This window comes from Methylomonas koyamae (genome assembly GCF_001644025.1).
GTDB lineage: Bacteria > Pseudomonadota > Gammaproteobacteria > Methylococcales > Methylomonadaceae > Methylomonas > Methylomonas koyamae_A.
This window is the reverse complement of the sequence record NZ_LUUK01000233.1, coordinates 24,026-44,451: the sequence shown is the minus strand read 5'-3', so window position 1 is coordinate 44,451 and position 20,426 is coordinate 24,026. Positions and strand designations below refer to the sequence as shown.

Here is a 20,426-nt window from a genome sequence, read left to right as displayed (position 1 = left end):
ATGAGAAATCCCCCGGCTTAGCCGGGGAGACAGCAGGAGTTTGACATTTAGAGGAGTCCATCAGGAAACTCGAGAGCGTGAGCCGCCAAGCAAACGCAAGAGGAGAACCTGATGGACGAGAACGAAAGCTTAAGCCACTCGAAATGGGAGTGCAAATATCACGTTGTGTTTATTCCCAAGTGCCGTCGCCGAACGCTGTATAGGGCGTTGCGCAAGCATTTGGGCGAGGTGTTTCGAAGGTTAGCGAGCCAGAAAGAAAGCCGAATATTGGAAGGGCATTTGATGCCGGATCATGTGCATATGTCCGATGTTGATATCGATTCCACCGAAATATGCGGTGTCGCAGGTGATTGGCTACGTCAAAGGGAAGAGTGCGATTCACTTGGCCCGTGTTTATGGTGGAAAAAAGCGGAACTTTGTAGGTCAGCATTTCTGGGCGCGGGGGTATTTTGTTTCGACAGTGGGTCGGGATGAAACGATGATACGGGAGTATATCCGTCATCAAGAACAGGAAGACCAACGAGTCGAACAAATGAACCTTTGGCAATGAGTCGCCGCCTATTGGCGGCTAAAGTTAAAGGGCCGCGTCAGCGACCCTATTTACCGCTTTGAGCGGTTCACAACATAAAGCCCCCGGCTTTGCCGGGGGATATTTACTGTTTTGCCGAAGATTGCCTGGTGCAGCACCGTTTCGTTCAGCCAATAATTTCGGATCTTTACACCGATCGGCGCCGCCAATTCCACCAAGTCACGTTTCGCGGCTTGCTCCGGGTTGGGATTGCCGTAAACTACTTCGAGCTTGACGCCTTCCCGCGCCAGGTTTTCCGCCAACAGTTCGAATAACCTGAGCCGGTAGTGCGGCATGGTCGGGACGGCGATAACCACGTGATAGCGGTGCGAGTCGGGCATGATCGGTAATCCGTGGCGGAGAAGCATGGGGTTCGTCGAACTGATCGGTCGAACCAATTCGACCGCAATAATAGTGCTGTTCAACAGAGTCGTAAAATATGAGCGAAAATCTTCCGCCGTTAGCCAGCACCGTTCCGGAAGGGGCGATTCCCGAGATCGTCGCTGCGTTGGACCGGATTCAGAGTTGGCGCCGCGACATTCACGCCCACCCGGAATTGTGTTTCGAGGAGAGGCGTACCGCCGAGCTGGTGGCGGCCAAGTTGAGTGAATGGGGCATTCCAGTGTATAGGGGCTTGGGTAAGACCGGCGTGGTCGGCGTTCTCCAATCGGGCAGCGGCGATAGTGCGATCGGCCTGCGGGCCGACATGGATGCTTTGCCGATGCAAGAGCTCAATGGCTTTGCCCACGCCTCGCAATATCCAGGCAAGATGCACGCCTGCGGCCACGACGGCCATACTGCGATGTTGCTGGCCGCTGCGGAATATCTGGCGCGGCACCGCGATTTCGACGGCACCGTCTATCTGATTTTTCAGCCCGCCGAAGAAGGCGGCGGCGGTGCCGATGCGATGATCAAGGACGGTTTGTTCGAGCGCTTTCCGATGCGGGCGGTGTTCGGCATGCACAATTGGCCGGGCTTGGCGGTCGGCGAGTTCGCGGTCGGCGCGGGTCCGGTAATGGCGTCGATGAGCCGCTTTAAAGTCGTGGTGCACGGCAAGGGCTGCCACGCGGCGATGCCGCATTTGGGGCTGGACCCGGTTCCGGTCGCTGCTCAGTTGATTACCGCCTTCCAGACCATACTGACCCGCAACGCCAACCCGCTGGACAGCGGCGTGATCTCGGTGACGATGTTGAACGCCGGCGAGGCCACCAACATCATTGCCGATCGATGTGAACTGGCCGGTACGGTCAGGACTTTTTCCGCCGATTTGCTGGATATGATTCAAGTACGAATGGCGCAACTGACTGAGCATATTTGTCTGGCCCACGATATGCGCGGCGACTTCGAATTTCAGCGGCTGTATCCCGCCACGGTCAATGAGCCGGGCGCGGTCGAGCAAGCCAGGCAAGTCATGACTGATATGGTCGGCCAGCAGCGGGTGTTGCCGCAGGTGCCGACGATGGGCGCCGAAGACTTCGCATTCATGTTGCAAGTCTTGCCCGGTTGCTATTGCTTTCTGGGTAACGGCGACGGCGATCATCGCAGCGCCGGTCACGGTGCGGGACCTTGCTCGCTGCACAACGCCAGTTATGATTTCAACGACGACATACTTGCGCTTGGCGCCAGTTATTGGGTTAGGCTGGCGCAGGCGCAATTAGGCTGACTCTATCGCTTTTAAACTTGGGAGATTTTATGCAAACCGTGTTGATTACCGGCGCCAATCGCGGCTTGGGATTGGAGTTTTGTAAACAGTATTCGGCGGCCGGTTGGCGGGTGCTCGCGGTTTGCCGATGCCCTGACGATGCCGAGGCATTATTGACGCTGGCAGCCGATTCGGATCGAGTGAAAGTGCTGGCGGCGGACATCGCGGACTTTGGGCAAATCGACCCGTTGGCCGCCGAACTACGTGGCACGCCGATCGATGTATTGTTGAACAATGCCGGCGTCTACGGCGACCGAAGCGGCCATGGATTCGGCAATCTGGATTATTCCACCTGGCTCGATACATTGACGATCAACACGCTGGCGCCGGTCAAATTGGCCGAGGCGCTGTTGCCCAATCTGCAAGCGGGACAGCGCAAACTGATCGTCACGGTCAGCAGTCTGATGGGCAGCATGACGGACAACACCAGCGGCGGCAGTATTTTGTACCGCTCCAGCAAGGCCGGCGTCAACGCGGCGATGAAAAGCTTGTCGATCGACTTGGCGCCGCAAGGTATCGGTGTGTTGATTCTACATCCGGGATGGGTCAGAACCGATATGGGCGGACCAAACGCATTGATCGATGCCGACGAAAGCGTTTCCGGCATGATCAACGTTATCGACGGATACACGCCGGCCCAATCCGGCGGCTTTCTGCGCTACGGCGACGGTAAGGTCATGCCTTGGTGAGCCAGACGCGCGAGCAATAAAAAAAGCCGGCTGTCGCCGGCTTTTTGCATTCGTCAGGTTGGTTGGGAGTCGCCTGGCCCGACGGCTGGCGTTACATGTCGCACTTATGGGCGTCGCCGCAGCAATCGGCCATGTTACCGCCGTGGGCTTCGCAATGCTCCGTGCCGCATTGATGAGCCGCGCCGCCTTTGTGATGCGCGCAGTGACCGGTATCGCAGGTTTTCGCGGCGGCCGAAGCGTGGTGGTCGCAATGTTCGGTATGGCATTGGTGGGCCGGGGCGTTTGCATCTTGGGCGCAGTGTTCGGCGCAGGCTTTGTCTTTTTCAGCGGGATGATCGGCGCAATGTTTGGCGCAATCGTGATGAGGCGCTACATGGCTTTTGCAATGTTTGATGCAGGCTTTGTTTTTCTTGCCCTTGCTTTTGGCGCAATGAGCGATGCAGTCGTGTTCGTCGGTTGCGGCGTGGTGTTTGTCGCAATGTTTGGGTTCGACGGCGGGCGTCGGTGTTGCGACCGGCGCGGGCGCCGCCGCCTCGATGGCCGCGGCGGGCGCTGCGACAACGGGTTGAGCGTTGGCTTCGGTGGCCGGTTTGCTGGCTTCGCAACCGGTCAATAACGTGGTCGCGGCCAAATTAACCAGCAATACGACATGGCTTATTTTCATTATTTTTTCCCTTTGGTGTGGTGTTAAAAGTGGCGACATTGTAGGCAGGGGAGGCAGAGTTGGCAAATTAAAGTATGTTATTTAACACAGTTTTATTTATGGCGGCGAAATTCCCGGTTGCGGCTACACGGTGCGGGGCGGGAGAGTGGGGGCAGTTTCGTATTGAGGTTATAGGTCTATGCGACTTTCATCCTTTTGCATGTTGTCCAACGCGGCTAAAGCCGCTCACACGCCGATCGGCGATATTCGCCGGGGCAAAAGTGGTCTCTGGCATTAGCTTGCCAATTGTCGCTATTGTCTGAGGATACGGTTGTTTGACGGGCTTTGGGTGGCCGCGAATCTGGCGGACCAGGACCGATTTTGCTAGCATTCGATCCGAGTCTGCATTAACCGTCAATTCATCCGGCATCGCCGTCGGACCAAGCAAACACAACCGACAAAGGATTGGTACTTGGATCAACAAACCGCGCCCAAGGTATTCATCAGTTACAGCCACGATTCGCCCGAGCACCGCGCGGATGTACTGGCTTTGGCCAATCGGCTGCGCGATGAAAGCATAGATTGCAGAATCGATCGCTACGTCAACGGTGCGCCGGCCGAGGGCTGGATACGTTGGATGGAACGGCAAATCGCATGGGCGGATTTTGTGTTGGTGATTTGTACCGAGACTTATCTGAAACGTTTCAAAGGCGACGACAGATTAGGCGGCAGAGGCGTGAATATCGAAGGTTTGCTGATCAGCCAAACGCTGTACGATCAATTTCAAAACAATATCAAGTTTCTGCCGCTGATACCGGACAACGGCAGCATCGATCACGTACCGCTGATGCTCAAAGGCGGCACGACTTATAGAATCCAGGCGGATTATCTAAATCTGTATCGGGTATTGACCGATCAACCGGAAGTGGAGATGCCGCCTCTCGGCCCGCGCGTTGTATTAGCGCCTCAAAATGATCTTCCCAACGATCATGTAAGGATGATCGCCCCGGATAACGAAACAACTCGGCGTAGGAGCGGCTTAAGCCGCGATTCGGACAACTCCGCTACCGGTAGTGCCGACGACTCTCAAAGTCAAAACGGCCAGCCGCCGAAAGCCGATCGAATTCGCGAAGCCGCGCAAGCAAATAATCACAGCGCTCCGCATCAGCGGCAAGCGCTCATCGACTTGCTGACCGAGCAATTGCAGCGCCACGATTTACAATCGTTGGTTGCCGATTACGTGGCTCGCATCAATCAGGGTTTCGACACATCCTTTTCCGATGCCGACACATCACAGGGCTGCAAAGACTTCGCGGCCTATTTGGTCAACCAAGCCGACGACGAAGGGCGTCGGCTGCAAGTGTTGCATTTTCTTGATGCTTTACTTGCAAATGACGGTGTTCAGAATGTTGAAATGTTATTGGGTTACTTGCTGCATATCCTGATTCGTAACGACCAGATTGACAGGCATCGTATTAACCATATGCCGTTTGAATACCCGGCGACTTTAGATTTGTTGACGGCCAGTCGAAATCACCAAGCGCTAATACCCGATTACACGGAGATGGAATTTACCAATGGCCTGAAGAAACATGGCATTTTTCACAGCGATTACCAGCCTCAGATCGGAGTTTGGGAGGAAGAACGGGTAAGCCGGGAAATCGCGAAACAGATACTAGCCAGTATCAACGGATTGCGAGCGGACAGTAAAGACCCTTTGAGCGAGTTGGGTGATTTCCTGAGCGCTTACGACACTGAACGCCGTTACCAACCTATCAAAGCGATAAGAATCCATCAAAATGCTTTTAACCAGCATCCTTTATCCGATAGCGACATCGCCAGATACTTTCTACAAAAAATTGGACCTGGCTTACCGATATATGTTTATGGAGCTGAAACCGAAGGCAATGCTTCGGATTATCTGCACACCGATGAAAACAAAATTGGCGCTGTAGTCGAGCGTTACAGACGAGAATCCGGCTCCAAAATCACACCAACCCCGCCACGGGAAACCAACATGAGCAATCCAGCGAATCCGATTACCGTCACGGTCGTCAACAACAGCCCCGGAACGATTGTCGGCGACCATAACAGCCAAGTGATCGATAACAGTATCAAGCAAGTATTGACGGATGAGCTAGCCAATCTCAAAACGATAGCCGACCAGGACGATAGTATCGGCAAAAAACACTATGCCGAAATTGCCGCCGCCGCCGACACGGTGACAAACGAAATCGCCAAACCGCAAGCCGATAAGACAGTACTGGCCGCCGCCGCAAAAACCTTGGAGGGCTTTAAAAATATCGCCAGCATTACCGGCAGCATCGAAAAAATCAGTCAAATCCTTATTCCCCTGCTCAGTTAACAACTCATGACCGACATCAAGCGCCCCGACCCCGTCACCTATTATCTCCCGGCCGTCGGGACATGGCCCGAAAGCCATTATCTGCTGGACGGTCGCTGCCAGGACGCCATCCGCCTGGCCGAGGCCAGCGGCCGGCCATTGCTGGTGCGCGGTTTGCCGGGTACCGGCAAAAGCGATCTGGCGCGGGCGGCGGCGCAAATGTTCGAGCGCGCCTTCGTCTACGAAGTCGTTACCGCCCGTAGCGAGCCGCAGGAATTGTTGTGGCGCTTCGATGCGGTCGCGCGCTTGGCCGATGCCCAGGCCCAAGAACCCCGCGCCAAGGACGTCAGTCATTACATAGCCCCCGGTCCGTTATGGTGGTCTATCGATTGGCGGGGCGCTGAACAATGGCTACGCGAACACGAAGTCCACGCGCAGCGGCCGGATGCGGAACTGACCGATCAATCAGGCCAAGTGTCTCAGCAAGCTCAACGCGCCCAAACGAAGGGCTGCGTGTTGCTGTTGGATGAAATTGATAAAGCCGACAGCGAATTGCCCAACAGTCTTTTAGAAGTGCTGGCCAACAGCGGATTCCGCTTGCCGTGTGCAGACGGTTACGAGGTCAAAGCCCGTCAGCACAAACCATTGATCATCATCACCACCAACGAAGACCGGGAATTGCCGGCGGCCTTCGTGCGCCGTTGCCTGGTGTTGCCGTTGGCGGCGGATGCCGATTTCAAGCAATGGCTCATCGCTAGGGCGCGCAGCCATTACCGCGATCCCGACGATACGTCCCAGGCCGGCGACGGCCGGCCGGCGATGGCACAAACCCTCCTCGAGCAAGCCGCGCAACGACTGATGGACGACAGAGCGCAATTGCGCGGCGAAGCCCATTTGCCGGGATTGGCGGAGTACCTGGATTTGTTGCGCGGTCTGGATAGCCTGGCGCGCAATGATCCCGCGCAACAACAACAGTGGTTGGATCGGGTCTGCGACTTTGCCTACCGCAAGAGCGCCTCGCTAAGCGCTTAGGATGTGGTTATAAATAACTCCCCTGTTTCGGGTTACAAGGATTTTCCCGTTCGTCCTGAGCTTGTCGAAGGATGGACGGGAAAATCCGGGCATCCACCGCGCCAAACCGTTCATGCTTCGACTAGGCTCAGCACGAACGGTTTGGCGGGAAAAATTCATTTCGGGAAGTTATTTTTAGCGGAATCCTTAGCACCATGCGGATAGACATCGCCAACCAATCCGCGCTCGGCCGCGCCGATTTGCTGCAAATGCTGGCGGACCATAAGCACGCGGATAACGAACGTTTGCTGGCGCTGGCGGAGGTGCTGGGTTTCGAGTTTTCGCCGAAAAGCGTCAATGTAGATCCCGGTGTTGGGACTCTGACCGGAACCGGCTTTGAGAGTCACTTAATCTCAGACGGCGGGACGGCCCGATTACCGCGCGGCCTGTTCCGGCCCATGCATGCGCAACGCTTGGAACTCGTCGCCAGTTCCGAAGACTGGCAAAAGCCGGCGGCGGCCACCGACTACGGCGTATTGAGCGATGCCGACCAAGCGCCCTGGAACGCGGACGCGACCGCGCCGCCGTTTCAGCCCTTGGTGCCGTGGACCCGGCTGTGGCCGCGTCTGCATCAAACCGTCAGCCGGCGCCATTCGGCCGGCTTGGACGTGGTCAGCCTGACCCGGCAACTGGCGCAAGCCAAACCGGTCAGCCGCTTGCCTAGGCAAATCCGCCAATGCTGGCCGGCCAAACTGCATTTGATTCTGGATTTTTCCGACCGGCTGACGCCCTACTGGGACGACTGGCGCTGGCTGGCCGGCCATCTGCAGCCATTGTTGAGAGGGCGGTTAAGCGTGTCGCTGCTATACCGCGCGGACGCGGAACGGCTACACGCCTGGCCGGCGAGCGGCGGCAGGCAAACCCGGCCCTGGCCGAGCGCCGACAGCGGCGAAACCCTGTTGATCGCCAGCGATCTGGGCATGCTCGACGCTATCCGGCCCTCGGCCCGGTACCACTGGCAGCGGCGCTTGCAAGGCTTGCGCCGTCAAGACATCGCCTGTTTGATCGCCGCGCCGCTGGCGCACGGCCAATTGGTCGCGGAAACCGCCAATCTGATGCCCTTGCTTCGCCTCGGCCCCGATAACAGTCTGCGGCCTATCGCCAAATTGTCGCCGCAGCATCAAGCCGGCGCGCCGGACGACGCCGATCCGGCTTACCGGCTGTTGCTGATCTGGCTCGCGATGGCGACCCGCGCCGAACCGGCCTTGCTCAGGGCATTGCGGCTCAGTTTGCCGACGCAGGCCGATAACGCCGGCCTGGAAGGCGCGGTCTGGCTGGACGCTCGCTTGAATACCGCCGCCACCGCCTGCGCGGTCAACGAAATCGCGGCGGCCGAGCTGCAACGGCTGTTTTCCAGGCTCGAACCTTCATTGCAACAACGCTTGCTGGCGAGTCTGCGCGCTTACCATGCCGGCTTGCCGCAAATGATTCATCATGAAGAAACTCTGTTGTGGTGCGGCCTGGTGAATGCGGAGTCGGCGGTACCCGAAACCGAGCACGCCCAAAATGCCCGGCGGTTTTTTCGTAAACTCACCCAAAGCCTGCAAACGCCGGATGGTGGCCTCTACCAGCCGGCCGAACGGCATTTGCTGCTGAACATCGCCGACCATCATTTGCAGCACGCCGCCGCCAGCCTGGCCGGCGAGGATTATCTGAACCACTTATCGGTGGCGGTCAGCCGCCACCGGCCTTTGGATCGTCGGCCCTTGCCGGCCGGTTTGAACGGCGCGGATTGGCTGCAACGTCAACCGCCGATAGCCCCGCTAACCGTCGATCTGCTGTGGCGCCACGACGGGACGCTGGCGATGCTGGACCGGCCGACCGATGTCCCGGCCGAACCGTGCCGGCAACGCTTGTTAACCCTGAAACTGGATAGACCGGTCGTGCTGTGGTCGCTGCAATCGGCCGGCCAATCCCGGCATTATCGGCCTTGGTATTGGTTTGAGCAGCCTTTATTGGACGACCTGCTGTTGCTAGCGGTCGCGGCACCATTCAGCCACCAAAGTGACCAACAACTTTGGCTGCATACCGGCCGCCGGGAAATCGCGATTAAGCCGTTCGTCGCGCCGGCCTGGGCCAGCGAATGGGGCGTGGACGGCTACGGTTTGTACGCCGATTTACAGTTCAATACGGTAACGCAGCGTTTCCGCTGGATAGAACCGGGTAGTTTTTTGATGGGTTCGCCGGTTTCGGAATCAGGGCGTACTGCGTTTGAAACACAACATACCGTGTCATTGACCAAAGGATTTTGGTTGGCCGACACCGCTTGCACTCAAGCGTTTTGGCAAAGGGTGCTAGGCGAGGTGCCCAGCCATTCTAAATACGATCCTTTCAAGCCGGTCGATACGGTCAGTTGGCTTGACGTGCAAACCTTCATCGAGCACTTAAACTGGCGAATCGGAGAACTACAGGCGCGGCTGCCCAGCGAAGCGGAATGGGAGTACGCCTGCCGGGCCGGCAGCGAAACCCCGTTCAATTTCGGCGACAACATCAGTCCACGGCAAGTCAACTACGACAGCAGTCGCCCTTACCATAACGGCGAAAAGGGTGAATATCAGGCAACCACCGTGGCGGTAAAAAGCCTGCCGGCCAATGCCTGGGGTTTGTACGAAATGCACGGCAATGTCTGGGAATGGTGCAGGGACGCCTGGCGGGCGGACTTGGGCGGCGACGATGTCATCGATCCGCTGTTCGATGCACCGGATCAAGACGTTGACCGGGTGTTGCGCGGAGGCGGCTATGACAGTGGCATTGAGGGCTTGCGTTCCGCAGTCCGTTACGGGTACGCGTCTGGCGGGCGTATCAGCAACCTCGGTTTCCGTCTTGCCCTAGGTTGAAGGCGCTGCCCGGCCGCTGCGTAAGCCACCACAGTTACTTGAACAGACCGTATGAGCAACGATCACCACTTATTGCCTGCCAATTTTCCGCCGCCCTGGGCCTATGCCTGGGGCGAAGATGCGTTCGGCTTGTTTGCCAAGTTGTACTATCAAAATGTGATTCAGCGTTTCCGCTGGCTGTTGCCGGGCAGCTTTTGGATGGGATCGCCGCCGGACGAGCCGGAGCGCGAGCCTTGGGGTGACCGTAAAGAAACCCGGCACCGGGTGGGCTTGAGCCAAGGCTACTGGTTGGCCGACACCGCCTGCACCCAAGCCCTTTGGCAGGCGGTGATGGGCGAGAATCCCAGCATTTTTAACGACGATCTCGTCAAGCCGGTCGAAATGGTTAGTTGGCACGAGGTGCAAAGTTTCATAGAACAGTTAAACCGGCAAATCGGCGGATTGCAAGCACGGCTGCCCAGCGAAGCCGAATGGGAATACGCGTGCCGTGCCGGCACCGAAACCCCGTTCAGTTTCGGCGACGCTATCAGCCCAAGACTAGTCAACTACAACGGCAATTACCCCTTCAATAACGGCGAAAAGGGCGAATATCGGGCAGCCACCGTGGCGGTAAAACGCCTGCCGGCCAACGCCTGGGGCTTGTACGAAATGCATGGCAATGTCTGGGAATGGTGCCGGGACGGCTGGCGGGAGGATTTGGGCTGCGACGATGTTACCGACCCGCTGTTCGATCCGACGGATCGGGACGTTGCCCGCGTGTTGCGCGGTGGTGGTTGGTACGACGACGGAGGGGACGTGCGTTCCGCAGTCCGTAGCGGGGACCAGCCTTTCGATCGTGACCACGGTATTGGTTTCCGGCTTGCCCTAGGTTGAAGGCGCTGCCCGGCCGGGTGGCGGTAACGCTGGAGCGGGCGTGATCGTTATCGGTCGGACTTATCCGCGCTGCGTAATGTAAAGGTCACCGGGCCGTCGTTGGTCAGCGAGACTTGCATGTCGGCGCCGAAGCGGCCAAATTGCGCGCCGGGATGGAGGTCGCGCGCGCGACCTTGCAGATAGGCGAACAAGTCGCGGCCCAGTGCCGGCGGCGCGGCGGCGGTAAAGCTGGGCCGGTTGCCGCTATCGGTGTCGGCGGCCAGCGTGAATTGCGGCACCAACAGCAGGCCGCCGCCGATGTCGCGCAGGCTCAGGTTCATCTTGCCCTGGGCGTCGGCGAAGATCCGGTAGCTTAAAATGCGTTCCAGCAGCCGGTCGGCGCTTTTCCGGGTGTCGGGCTTTTCGACGCCGACCAAGGCCAGGATGCCTGGGCCGATCCGGCCGATTTCGATGCCGTCCACGACCACTTCGGCGTGGCGGACGCGTTGGATCACGGTAATCATGGATTTAACAGGTCAGATACTGGCGGTAATCGCCGGATTCGATGCGGGGTAGTCCTTGGGTTGGCCGGTTGTACAAATAGGCCCAGGCCGGGCGGATACGCTGATTTTGGGTGACTTCGACGATTTCGCGGCGGTACTCGCGCGGTTCGGGAAATTCGGCGGAACATTCCTCGTAGGCATCCAGGCAGGCTAGCAGATCGGTATCGCCGCGCAAATCGTAAAGTTCGCCGTGGATCAGATACATGGCGTCGCCAATGACAGCAGCCGGGTAGCGGCCGACATCGTAAAGCGCTCCAGTCAAGCTCGCCGGCCCCAAGGCCGTGGCGGCGCTTAAAAAATCCTGGTGGGCGGGACCGCAATCGCTACGCAAGCTACCGTAGACGAATAGAGGGAGATTAGTTTCCGGCATGGCTCAGGTCTCGTAAATCCTGTCAAGCAAGGCCTTGAACCAACGCGGTCGAAATACGATGACCCAAATCAGTAGCAAGCCGAACAACGGAATCGGACCAATTTCCAACACGGTCAATACCGCCACTGCGAATAGCAGCTTGATGCGTAACCAGTAGGAATGGGTGCTCATGGGCCTTAGTAACGGATTGCGGTGATGTAATAGCGAGTTTCTTGCTCGGCATGACGCACCACGACCTCGTCGTCCAGCAGCTTTTTCAGCAGCGCGCGGGCCAGTGGCGAATCCAGGCTGATCAAGCCGCCGGACGTGTCGATTTCGTCGGCGCCGACGATGCGATAAGTCATTTCTTCCCCCTCCATTGTTTCCAAGGTGACCCAGGCGCCGAAAAACACTTGGTCTTGGCGGGCGGGTTTTTCGGCGACCACGGTCAGGCCGGGCAGGCGTTTTTGCAGGTAGTGAATACGTCTATCGATTTCACGCAGTTCCTTCTTGCGGTAGATGTACTCCGCGTTCTCCGAGCGATCCCCTTCGGCGGCGGCGGCGGCCAGCGCGGCGGTCACGTGCTTGCGCCGTTCCCAAAGTTGTTTCAGCTCGAGCTCCAAGGTTTGATAGCCGGCGGCGGTGATATACGGCGACGATTTAGGGCGGGGAGGTCTCCAGCGCGACATGTATTTTCGGAGAAAAGGTTATATTATGGCGCCTTCAAATTTTTTCCTATCAAGGCGCTTTATGCAGATTACCAACAATACCGCAGTCTCCTTTCATTATACCTTAACCAACCGGGACGGCGAGCAGCTGGACAGTTCGCGCGGCGAAGCACCGTTGGTTTATTTGCACGGCGCCGGCAACATCATCGCCGGCTTGGAAGCGGCGCTGGCCGGCAAGCAAACCGGCGATAAATTCAACGTCACGATAGCGCCCGATCAGGCTTACGGCGAAATTCAAGAAGAAATGAAGCAAGTCGTGTCGAAAACCATGTTCGGCGACATGGAGGTCGAAGTCGGCATGCAATTTCACGCCGACGTCAATTATGGTTCCGGCGTCATCACTGTGACCGAAATTAACGGCGACGACGTCACGATAGACGGCAACCACCCTCTGGCGGGCGAAGCCTTGACCTTTGACGTCGAAGTGGTCGACGTGCGTCCGGCCACCGCCGACGAAATGTCTCACGGCCATGTTCACGGTGCCGGTTGCAGTCACTAAGTCCATCTTCCAGATAGGCGCCGAGCGATAACACGGGCTTGGCGCCAGTATCAGAATCCCGCCGGTCGGCCGGGGTACTTGGTACGGCGAGTTACCAGTCTCGTGTTCCCGTAACAGTGCCGGTCGGCGATCTTTCCCGGTCGGCTTGATGGCCCTCTATTCAGTCAACGCGCTTCACGAAACCACGCTTTCGCTTGTTGTCTATACTTCCCTGACACTCATCGTCTTGATAAGGGAGAAGCAGATATGTTGGCGAATTTGAAAATTGCCACGTTATTGGCCTGGAGTCTCAGCGGAGTCGTGATTTTGAACGTCGCGATGGTCGGCGTGACGCATTTCAAGAGCAGCGAAGTGGGCGACGGCGCCAAGTTTATCTCGGAGACGGTGTATCCGACCACGGCGCATGCCAACAACATTCGCATGAACGTGTTGCGCAACTGGGCCAATACCCTGTTACTGGGTGAAACCAGCGATCCCGGCGAGATCGAAGCGATTACCCACGAGATGACCGCCAATAGCGCGAGTATCACCGCCAGCTTCGAGTTTTTGAACGCCGCCGTCGCCGATCCGGCGGACAAGCAATTGCTGGCCGAGACCCTCGCCGCTCGTAAAACCTATACCGACAATCGCAAACAGTACGTCGAGTTGGTGAAGTCCGGAATGGCGGACGAGGCCAAGCGGTATCTGGTCAACACGCTACGCGGCAACATTAGCGAATACGTTCGATTGATCGGCAAACTCGGCGACGCCCAGACCGATAAGATGGATAGGCAAATCGCGGACATGTTGGCGCAATTTGCCGGGTTGAAATGGACTAACCTGGGCTTGGGTTTGGTGGTGGTGTTGTTCTCCCTGACCACCGCAGTGTTCATTGTACGCGGGGTGCTCGGCAAGCTGGGCGGCGAAGCGTTCGAGGTCAGCGACATCGCCAGTCAAATCGCCGCCGGCAATTTAAAGGTCAAGATTCCGGTCAAGCCGGGAGATGCCGCTAGCGTGGTCGCGTCGATGGCCAGCATGCGCGATAAATTGCGCGATATTGTCGGTGCGATCGAGCAAGGTTCGCATCGGGCCGCGCTGGCGGCGCATCGATTGGCGGAGACCGCCGATGAAGTATCGAAGGCTTCTTACGTTCAAAGCGAAGCCGCCAACACGACCGCCGCCGCCGTGCAACAGATGACGGCCAGTATCAGCGAAGTCGCCAACAGCGCCAGTTCCGCCCGCGAAATCAGCCGCCAAACCGAGCAAATTTCCAGCGCGGGCCGCGAGGTGATTTTGCGGGCGGCCTCCGGAATGGCCAACATCGCCGCCGCGGTCGCCGATTCGGCCGCGGCTATCGCCAGCCTGGAACAGCAGTCCAATGAAGTGACTGCCATCGTCAACGTGATTCGCGGCATTGCCGATCAAACCAATTTGCTGGCCTTGAATGCCGCGATTGAAGCGGCTCGAGCCGGCGAGCAGGGGCGGGGGTTCGCGGTGGTCGCCGACGAAGTGCGCAAGTTGGCCGAACGCACCTCGCGTTCGACCTTGGAAATCGCCCAAACCATCGCGAAAATCCAAAGCGGCACCCAAAGCGCGGTGACGACGATGTCGGCGGGAGTGGCACAGGTCGATGCCGGCGCGGACTTGGCCAGACAGGCGGGTTTGTCGATCGACGAGATCGAAAATAGCTCCGCGAACGTTGCGCTACACATTCAACAAATCACCGCCGCGATCCATGAGCAAAACATCGCTTGTTCCGAAATTGCCCGTAACGTCGAGCGCATCGCGCAAATGACGGTAGACAACTCGACAGCCGTCCACAAAACCTCGGATGCCGCTCGGGAGTTGGAGGGTATTTCCGGCGCGCTCGAGAAAACCATTGCCTATTTCCACCTCTAACCGTGAATCGTCTGCCGCCGGCGCGCGCCGAGCGTGGTGCTATCCGTTAAAATCTCGCTTCTGACCGCTGTTTCGGCCGATTCCCGGCCTTTGATAACCGGCGGTAACGGAGAGAATTTGGAAAATTTATTCGAGATTGCCGAACATTGTTTATTCGACGGCGATATCGCCGCCAAGTTAAACCACACACGGCGTGCGAAGCAGCTTTGCGATGCCGGGGCGCTGGCCTTTGACGATACCGGCCGAGTTCTGGCGATGGCCGATACCGTATTTCCGGCTCGGCCTATCCTGGCGATGCCGCGCGACATGCCGCGGCGGCGCTTGGATTCCGATGCTGGCAAGGCGGCATTCTTTCATGCGTTGGCGCATATCGAATTCGTCGCGATTTATCTGGCTTGGGACATGGTCTACCGATTTCGCGGCCTGCCGGCCGATTTTTATCGGGATTGGCTGGCCGTCGCCGCCGAGGAGGCCGAACATTTCGAGATGATTCGCGAGCACATGCGCCGCTATTCGGTGGATTACGGCGATTTGCCCGCGCACCGGGGCTTGTGGACGCATGCGGAGGATACCGTCGGCGATGTGCTGGCCCGTCTGGCCGTGGTGCCGCGTTGCATGGAGGCGCGCGGCCTGGATGTGACGCCGGGCATGATCGCGAAGCTTCAGGCATTGGGCGATGTGCCGGGGGTTGCCGTTCTGACGCAGATTTACCAGGATGAAATCGGCCACGTCGAGCGGGGTTCCTATTGGTTCAAGCGCTTGTCGGCCGAACGCGGACTAAATCCGGAACAGCACTACCAAACCTTGTTATTGACGCATTACCAAGGCAAGCCCAAGGGCCCGTTTAACCGAGAAGTGCGTATAATCGCCGGATTCTCGGATCACGAAATCGATTGGCTGGAGGAGCGCTTGCATGAATAACAAACCGGTTTTTGATTATCCGCTGTTCGCGATGGGCTTTCGGGCGTTTTTCGCGTTGGCGGGTTTATCGGCGCTGGCTTTGATTGGGCTTTGGAACGCGATGTCCAACGGCAATCTGCATGTCGACCACTATTTTCCAGGCACGCTCTGGCATGCTCACGAAATGTTGCTGGGCTACACCTCGGCGGTGATCGCCGGATTTTTGTTGACCGCCGTCGCCAACTGGACCTCGCGGCAGACGGTCAGCCCGGATCAATTGGCATCCTTGAGTTTTCTGTGGTTGTACGGCAGGGTGCTGCCGTTTTATTCCGAATGGCTGCCGGACGTGTTAATCGCGGCGGTCGATTGGAGTTTTCTGCCGGCGTTGACTTACTTTGTCGCTCGACCGATCTTACAAACCCGGCAATATCAACACGGGGTGTTCGTCGCGTTGCTACTGCTGATGGCACTGGCGAATGCCTGGATACACGGCGAAGTGCTGGGCTGGTCTGTCGCCGGAGCCGCGCGGGGGCTGAATTTGATGGCGGGACTGGTGGTCGTGATGATTTTAGTGATCGCCGGCCGGGTGTTCCCGTTTTTTACCGAACGGGGTTTGTCGGGGGTCATCTGCATTCGTAGCCCGGCCTTGGACATCGCGGCAATCTTGGCCGGCGCGGCGGTATTTCTATTATTGTTGATCGGCGTTTCCGGTCTGTTTCTGGCGGCGGCGGCGTTTGCGGCAGCGGTTTTGAGCCTGTTGCGCGTCGGCGGTTGGTACAACCCGCGAATCTGGTATGTGCCGCTGCTGTGGGTGTTGTATATCGGCTACGCTTGGGTGATTGTCGGTTTCGTTCTGGTGGCGCTGTCGGCGTTTGAATGGGTGGCGCCCGCCTTGGCCTTGCATGCATTCACGGTTGGCGGGATCGGGATTTTGACCTTGGGCATGATGGCGAGGGTCGCGCTCGGCCACACCGGACGCGCCTTGAAAGCCTCCAACGTGATTGCGATCGCCTTTATCGCCGTCAATCTGGCGGCCTTGTTCCGGGTGCTGGTCCCTGCACTGGTGCCGACCTGGTACGGCGGCCTGGTGATGGCATCAGCCTATTGTTGGCTGGCGGCGTTTTCGCTGTTTGCGTTTTACTATGCGCCAATATTGACCGCGCCGCGCCTGGACGGCCAGCCGGGTTGAGTGTCGGCGCGCAAGGTTCTTCTTAGTTCGCCGCGCTCGAATTAGGCTATATCAACATCGGCCAGCGAATCGTCGATGTCGTTAGAGTGTAATCCGCTAACCGAGCTTTACCGGGACCCGTGGCTGTTGGCCGTACACAAGCCGGCTGGCTTACTGGTGCATCGCAGTCCCATCGATAAGCACGAAACCGAGTTCGCTCTGCAATATGCACGAGCGATGAACGGCGGCGAGCACGTCTACCCGGTGCATCGGCTGGATCGTCCCACTTCCGGTCTATTAGTGTTCGCTCGCGACCCGAGTACCGCGAGTGTCTTAGGCAAAACGCTGATGGCGGGTCAGGTTTCCAAAACCTATCTGGCGATGGTACGCGGCTGGTTGCCGGAACACGGCTTGATCGATCACCCTTTACGCGACGAGCCGGAAGACCGGCGGCGGAAAGGCGAGTCGCAGCCCGAGCGTGAAGCCCGCACCCGTTACCGGCGCCTGGCGACGACGGAAATCCCGGTTGAGATTGAAGGCCATTCGACGAGTCGCTACAGTCTGGTCGAGTTGTGCCCGGAAACCGGTCGAAAGCATCAATTGCGCCGGCATATGAAACATATCAGTCACCCTATCATCGGCGACGCCAATCACGGCCGAGGCCGCCACAACCGTTATTTCGCCGAGCGTTTCGGTCAAGGGCGATTAATGCTCGCGGCCACCGCGTTGGATTTTCCGCACCCGATTACCGGCGAGCGTCTGCATTTGCAGGCTTCGCCCGAACCGAGCTTTTTGCAAGTGCTGTCGGTGTTTCAAACTTAGGGTACGGATCGGCAGGCCTTTGCTGGAGGCATCGACGGTGGCGATCCGATTCCTTGAAAGAGATCGGTAAAACCGAGGTCTCTCGCACCGAATTGTTTCTGGAGTCCTCGCCTGGATTCCTTTGATAAAGCCTGGTCTTGGATTGGCCTAAGCGGAAAGCGTACTGACCGAGGGGAAGGTCCGTGCCTGCAAGTCGGCACCGAGTTCGCGCTCCGGATGTGGTAGCGCGGCGATGAATGATCAGTTAGCCAAGACCATCACGCCATCCATTTCAACACCGACGCCTCTGGGTAGAGAAGCCACGCCGACAGCGGCGCGGGCGGGGTAGGGTTGGCTGAAATATTCGGCCATGATTTCGTTGACGGTGGCGAAGTTGCCGAGGTCGGTCAAAAAGATGTTGAGTTTGACGATGTCGCCGAGATCGCCGCCGGCGGCTTGGGCGACGGCTTGCAGATTATCGAACACGCGGCGGATTTGGACGGCGACGTCGCCTTCGACCACTTGCATCGTGGCCGGGTCGAGAGCGATCTGGCCGGACAGGTAAACGGTATCGCCGACTTTGACGGCTTGAGAATAGGTGCCGATCGCTTGCGGGGCATTCGGGGTGGAGATGATTTCCTTGCTCATGTTAGGCCTTGATGCGGGTGATTTTTAAAACGATGGAAAGTTTTTTCAGTTTGCGGATGATGTTGGCCAGATGGACCCGGTCGCGCACCGCCAGGATCAGCAGGTCGACCGACACTCGATCGTCCTGGCTGACGACGGTGATGTTTTCGATGTTCGAGTCCATCCCTGATATCGTCGAGGCGATCGTCGCTAGCGAACCGCGTTGGTTCAATAACTCGATGCGGATCTCGGCCGGGAATTCGCCGCTGGCTTCCGGGCTCCATTCCACGTCCAGCCAACTGGTTTGTTTTTTTCTGACTTCGTTGCTGTTGCGGCATTCGTGGTGATGAACGACGATGCCCTTGCCAGGATTGAAGAAGCCGATGATCGGATCGCCGGGGATTGGCCGGCAACATTTGGCCAGGCTGACGACAATGCCTTCGGTGCCTTTGATGATCAGCGGCGTACTGGCCTTGGGCACGTTGTCGTGCAGCTTGACCGCGGCGTTGACGTCGGTTTGGGCGATGTGTTTCGCGACCAGGAACGGCATTTTGTTGCCGAGACCGATGTCTTCCAGCAAGTCGTTCAACGAGTGCTTTTTCAAGACTTGCAACACTTGCAGAATTCGGCTGTTATCGACCTGTTCAAGCTGGATGCCGATGCTTTGCAGTTCTTTTTCCAGCAGGCGGCGACCGAGGTTGATCGCTTCCTGTTGTTTGAAGTTCTTCAGATAGGCGCGAATACAACTGCGGGCCTTGGCGGTCGTGACGTAGTTCAGCCACAACGGGTTGGGGCGGGCCCAGGCGGCGGTGATGACTTCGATGGTCATGCCGTTTTCCAACTTGGTTTGCAGCGGTACCAGCTTTTTGTCGATCCGGGCCGAGATGCAGGCGTTGCCGACGTCGGTATGCACCATATAGGCGAAATCGACGATGGTTGCGCCGCGCGGCAGTTTGATGATCTTGCCCTTGGGCGTAAACACGAAGACTTCTTGCGGAAACAGATCGACCTTGAGGTTGTCGATGAACTCCAGCGAATCGCCGGCGGACTTTTGAATTTCCAGCAGATCGCGCAACCATTCGTTGGCGCGCGCCTGTATCGTCTCGCTTTTATCCTTATCCGACTTGTACAGCCAATGCGCGGCGATCCCGGATTCGGACATGCGATGCATGTCGTGGGTGCGGATCTGAATCTCGATCGGCACGCCGTAGGGTCCTATTAAAATCGTGTGCAACGATTGGTAGCCGTTGGCCTTGGGTAGGGCGATATAGTCCTTGAAGCGGCCGGGCACCGGTTTGTAAAGGTTGTGCACGCAGCCCAACGCCCGATAGCAGTCGTCGACTTGGGCGCAATAAATCCGGAAGGCGTAGACATCGAACACATCGGTGAAGGAGATGCGCTTGTTCAGCATTTTTTGGTAAATGCTGGCGATATTTTTTTCGCGGCCCGCCACGGTGGCGCTAAGACTGCTTTCGTTTAAGCGATTTTGGATCGCGTTTTGGATCGTGTCGATGATTTCCTTACGATTGCCGCGCGATTTTTTGACGGCATTGGAAATCACCGAATAACGGTAAGGGTGGAGCGCCTTGAACCCCAGCGATTCAAGCTGATGGCGGATCTCGTTCATCCCGAGTCGGTTGGCGATCGGGGCGTAGATTTCCAGGGTTTCCTTGGCGATCCGGCGTTTCTTGTCGGAGGGCATATTGCCCATGGTCTGCATGTTATGCAGCCGGTCGGCAAGCTTGACGACAATGACGCGCAAATCCTGAGCCATTGCCAGAAACATTTTGCGGACGTTTTCGGCTTGAGCTTCGGCACGCGAGCGGCTATCGATTTTGGACAATTTGGTGACGCCGTCCACCAGTTCGGCGACTTCGACGCCGAATTGCAGACCGAGTTGTTCCTTGCTGATCGGCGTGTCTTCGATGACATCGTGCAGGATCGCCGCCATGATGCCGTGGACATCCATGTGCATGCTCGCCAGCGTGATCGCCACCGAAACCGGATGACAAATATAGGCTTCGCCGCTACGGCGAAATTGTCCGGAATGTGCCGCCGCACCGTAATGGTAGGCGCGGACGACGTCGTTGACTTGGTCGGCATCGAGATAGCCGCGTAGGCCCTCGCAGAGCTGGTGAAGCAGTTTCTCTTCGGGATGCTCTATCGCGGGTAGGGCCGGGGCGGGTTTGGCGGCTGTCTCGGGCATG

Annotated in this window: 19 protein-coding genes and 1 pseudogene; 12 read left to right on the top strand and 8 right to left on the bottom strand. The window is 57.8% G+C overall.

The window, feature by feature from the left end; translation table 11 throughout:
* Positions 1-111 precede the first annotated feature (111 nt).
* A pseudogene (tnpA, locus tag A1355_RS24015) lies at positions 112-550 on the top strand (IS200/IS605 family transposase).
* A gap of 50 nt (positions 551-600) precedes the next feature.
* Here tnpA and A1355_RS24010 read toward each other — a convergent pair.
* On the bottom strand, positions 601-909 hold the full coding sequence (locus A1355_RS24010) for a hypothetical protein (RefSeq protein WP_157198018.1): 309 nt from the start codon (positions 907-909) through the stop codon (positions 601-603).
* 98 nt (positions 910-1,007) lie between these two features.
* On the opposite strand from A1355_RS24010, the gene A1355_RS24005 reads away from it, so the two are divergent.
* Complete coding sequence (locus A1355_RS24005) at positions 1,008-2,231, top strand: M20 aminoacylase family protein (RefSeq protein ID WP_082885739.1); 1,224 nt, start codon at positions 1,008-1,010, stop codon at positions 2,229-2,231.
* Between the two features lie 29 nt (positions 2,232-2,260).
* Complete coding sequence (locus tag A1355_RS24000) at positions 2,261-2,959, top strand: SDR family oxidoreductase (RefSeq protein WP_064031802.1); 699 nt, start codon at positions 2,261-2,263, stop codon at positions 2,957-2,959.
* A 91-nt stretch (positions 2,960-3,050) separates the two neighbouring features.
* On the opposite strand, the gene A1355_RS23995 is transcribed toward A1355_RS24000, so the two are convergent.
* The gene (locus tag A1355_RS23995) at positions 3,051-3,623 is read right to left on the bottom strand and encodes a hypothetical protein (RefSeq protein ID WP_064031801.1); all 573 of its coding nucleotides are present in this window, start codon (positions 3,621-3,623) and stop codon (positions 3,051-3,053) included.
* Positions 3,624-4,074: 451 nt separating this feature from the next.
* Here A1355_RS23995 and A1355_RS23990 point away from each other — a divergent pair, with 451 nt between their 5' ends.
* The 4 genes from A1355_RS23990 to A1355_RS23975 all read left to right on the top strand — a co-directional run bounded on the left by A1355_RS23990 (position 4,075) and on the right by A1355_RS23975 (position 10,727).
* A complete protein-coding gene (locus tag A1355_RS23990; protein ID WP_064031800.1) occupies positions 4,075-5,967 on the top strand; it encodes an SEFIR domain-containing protein in 1,893 nt (630 codons plus the stop codon).
* 6 nt (positions 5,968-5,973) lie between these two features.
* Positions 5,974-6,978 carry an AAA family ATPase gene (locus A1355_RS23985; RefSeq protein WP_064031799.1) on the top strand — a complete coding sequence of 335 codons (1,005 nt, stop codon included), beginning with the start codon at positions 5,974-5,976 and terminating at the stop codon, positions 6,976-6,978.
* Between the two features lie 194 nt (positions 6,979-7,172).
* Positions 7,173-9,854 carry a formylglycine-generating enzyme family protein gene (locus A1355_RS25920; RefSeq protein ID WP_197471900.1) on the top strand — a complete coding sequence of 894 codons (2,682 nt, stop codon included), beginning with the start codon at positions 7,173-7,175 and terminating at the stop codon, positions 9,852-9,854.
* 51 nt (positions 9,855-9,905) lie between these two features.
* Positions 9,906-10,727 (top strand): formylglycine-generating enzyme family protein, encoded by an 822-nt coding sequence (locus A1355_RS23975; RefSeq protein ID WP_064031798.1) that lies wholly within the window; start codon positions 9,906-9,908, stop codon positions 10,725-10,727.
* 47 nt (positions 10,728-10,774) lie between these two features.
* Here A1355_RS23975 and dtd read toward each other — a convergent pair whose 3' ends face one another.
* Genes dtd through greB form a run of 4 tightly spaced genes read right to left on the bottom strand, consistent with a single transcriptional unit; the run spans position 10,775 to position 12,307 of the window.
* Positions 10,775-11,230 (bottom strand): D-aminoacyl-tRNA deacylase, encoded by a 456-nt coding sequence (gene dtd, locus A1355_RS23970; RefSeq protein WP_064031797.1) that lies wholly within the window; start codon positions 11,228-11,230, stop codon positions 10,775-10,777.
* A 4-nt stretch (positions 11,231-11,234) separates the two neighbouring features.
* Positions 11,235-11,639, bottom strand: a complete 405-nt coding sequence (locus A1355_RS23965) for a gamma-glutamylcyclotransferase family protein (protein WP_064031796.1) — start codon at positions 11,637-11,639, stop codon at positions 11,235-11,237.
* A 3-nt stretch (positions 11,640-11,642) separates the two neighbouring features.
* Positions 11,643-11,810 (bottom strand): hypothetical protein, encoded by a 168-nt coding sequence (locus tag A1355_RS25915; protein WP_175463766.1) that lies wholly within the window; start codon positions 11,808-11,810, stop codon positions 11,643-11,645.
* Positions 11,811-11,815: 5 nt separating this feature from the next.
* Positions 11,816-12,307, bottom strand: a complete 492-nt coding sequence (gene greB / locus A1355_RS23960) for a transcription elongation factor GreB (protein ID WP_064031795.1) — start codon at positions 12,305-12,307, stop codon at positions 11,816-11,818.
* A gap of 61 nt (positions 12,308-12,368) precedes the next feature.
* Between greB and A1355_RS23955 the strand changes: the two genes are divergently transcribed.
* From A1355_RS23955 to A1355_RS23935, 5 genes are all read left to right on the top strand, one after another.
* Positions 12,369-12,845: an FKBP-type peptidyl-prolyl cis-trans isomerase gene (locus tag A1355_RS23955; RefSeq protein WP_064031794.1), complete on the top strand. Its 477-nt coding sequence runs from the start codon at positions 12,369-12,371 to the stop codon at positions 12,843-12,845.
* 246 nt (positions 12,846-13,091) lie between these two features.
* Positions 13,092-14,723: a methyl-accepting chemotaxis protein gene (locus A1355_RS23950; RefSeq protein WP_064031793.1), complete on the top strand. Its 1,632-nt coding sequence runs from the start codon at positions 13,092-13,094 to the stop codon at positions 14,721-14,723.
* Positions 14,724-14,840: 117 nt separating this feature from the next.
* A complete protein-coding gene (locus A1355_RS23945) occupies positions 14,841-15,644 on the top strand; it encodes a ferritin-like domain-containing protein (protein ID WP_064031809.1) in 804 nt (267 codons plus the stop codon).
* Positions 15,637-16,812: an NnrS family protein gene (locus A1355_RS23940; protein WP_064031792.1), complete on the top strand. Its 1,176-nt coding sequence runs from the start codon at positions 15,637-15,639 to the stop codon at positions 16,810-16,812. Before A1355_RS23945 ends, A1355_RS23940 begins: the two co-directional genes overlap by 8 nt.
* 75 nt (positions 16,813-16,887) lie before the next feature.
* On the top strand, positions 16,888-17,613 hold the full coding sequence (locus tag A1355_RS23935) for a pseudouridine synthase (protein WP_064031791.1): 726 nt from the start codon (positions 16,888-16,890) through the stop codon (positions 17,611-17,613).
* Positions 17,614-17,853: 240 nt separating this feature from the next.
* On the opposite strand, the gene A1355_RS23930 is transcribed toward A1355_RS23935, so the two are convergent.
* Both A1355_RS23930 and A1355_RS23925 read right to left on the bottom strand, forming a co-directional pair.
* Positions 17,854-18,240, bottom strand: a complete 387-nt coding sequence (locus tag A1355_RS23930; RefSeq protein ID WP_064031790.1) for a RidA family protein — start codon at positions 18,238-18,240, stop codon at positions 17,854-17,856.
* A 1-nt stretch (position 18,241) separates the two neighbouring features.
* On the bottom strand, positions 18,242-20,425 hold the full coding sequence (locus A1355_RS23925; RefSeq protein WP_064031789.1) for a RelA/SpoT family protein: 2,184 nt from the start codon (positions 20,423-20,425) through the stop codon (positions 18,242-18,244).
* Position 20,426 lies beyond the last annotated feature (1 nt).

Coding starts and splice junctions, on each gene's coding strand:
- A1355_RS24010 (WP_157198018.1), bottom strand. CDS start 909: ATGCCCGACTCGCACCGCTATCACGTGGTTATCGCCGTCCCGACCATG.
- A1355_RS24005 (WP_082885739.1), top strand. CDS start 1,008: ATGAGCGAAAATCTTCCGCCGTTAGCCAGCACCGTTCCGGAAGGGGCG.
- A1355_RS24000 (WP_064031802.1), top strand. CDS start 2,261: ATGCAAACCGTGTTGATTACCGGCGCCAATCGCGGCTTGGGATTGGAG.
- A1355_RS23995 (WP_064031801.1), bottom strand. CDS start 3,623: ATGAAAATAAGCCATGTCGTATTGCTGGTTAATTTGGCCGCGACCACG.
- A1355_RS23985 (WP_064031799.1), top strand. CDS start 5,974: ATGACCGACATCAAGCGCCCCGACCCCGTCACCTATTATCTCCCGGCC.
- A1355_RS25920 (WP_197471900.1), top strand. CDS start 7,173: ATGCGGATAGACATCGCCAACCAATCCGCGCTCGGCCGCGCCGATTTG.
- A1355_RS23975 (WP_064031798.1), top strand. CDS start 9,906: ATGAGCAACGATCACCACTTATTGCCTGCCAATTTTCCGCCGCCCTGG.
- dtd (WP_064031797.1), bottom strand. CDS start 11,230: ATGATTACCGTGATCCAACGCGTCCGCCACGCCGAAGTGGTCGTGGAC.
- A1355_RS23965 (WP_064031796.1), bottom strand. CDS start 11,639: ATGCCGGAAACTAATCTCCCTCTATTCGTCTACGGTAGCTTGCGTAGC.
- A1355_RS25915 (WP_175463766.1), bottom strand. CDS start 11,810: ATGAGCACCCATTCCTACTGGTTACGCATCAAGCTGCTATTCGCAGTG.
- greB (WP_064031795.1), bottom strand. CDS start 12,307: ATGTCGCGCTGGAGACCTCCCCGCCCTAAATCGTCGCCGTATATCACC.
- A1355_RS23955 (WP_064031794.1), top strand. CDS start 12,369: ATGCAGATTACCAACAATACCGCAGTCTCCTTTCATTATACCTTAACC.
- A1355_RS23950 (WP_064031793.1), top strand. CDS start 13,092: ATGTTGGCGAATTTGAAAATTGCCACGTTATTGGCCTGGAGTCTCAGC.
- A1355_RS23940 (WP_064031792.1), top strand. CDS start 15,637: ATGAATAACAAACCGGTTTTTGATTATCCGCTGTTCGCGATGGGCTTT.
- A1355_RS23935 (WP_064031791.1), top strand. CDS start 16,888: ATGTCGTTAGAGTGTAATCCGCTAACCGAGCTTTACCGGGACCCGTGG.
- A1355_RS23930 (WP_064031790.1), bottom strand. CDS start 18,240: ATGAGCAAGGAAATCATCTCCACCCCGAATGCCCCGCAAGCGATCGGC.
- A1355_RS23925 (WP_064031789.1), bottom strand. CDS start 20,425: ATGCCCGAGACAGCCGCCAAACCCGCCCCGGCCCTACCCGCGATAGAG.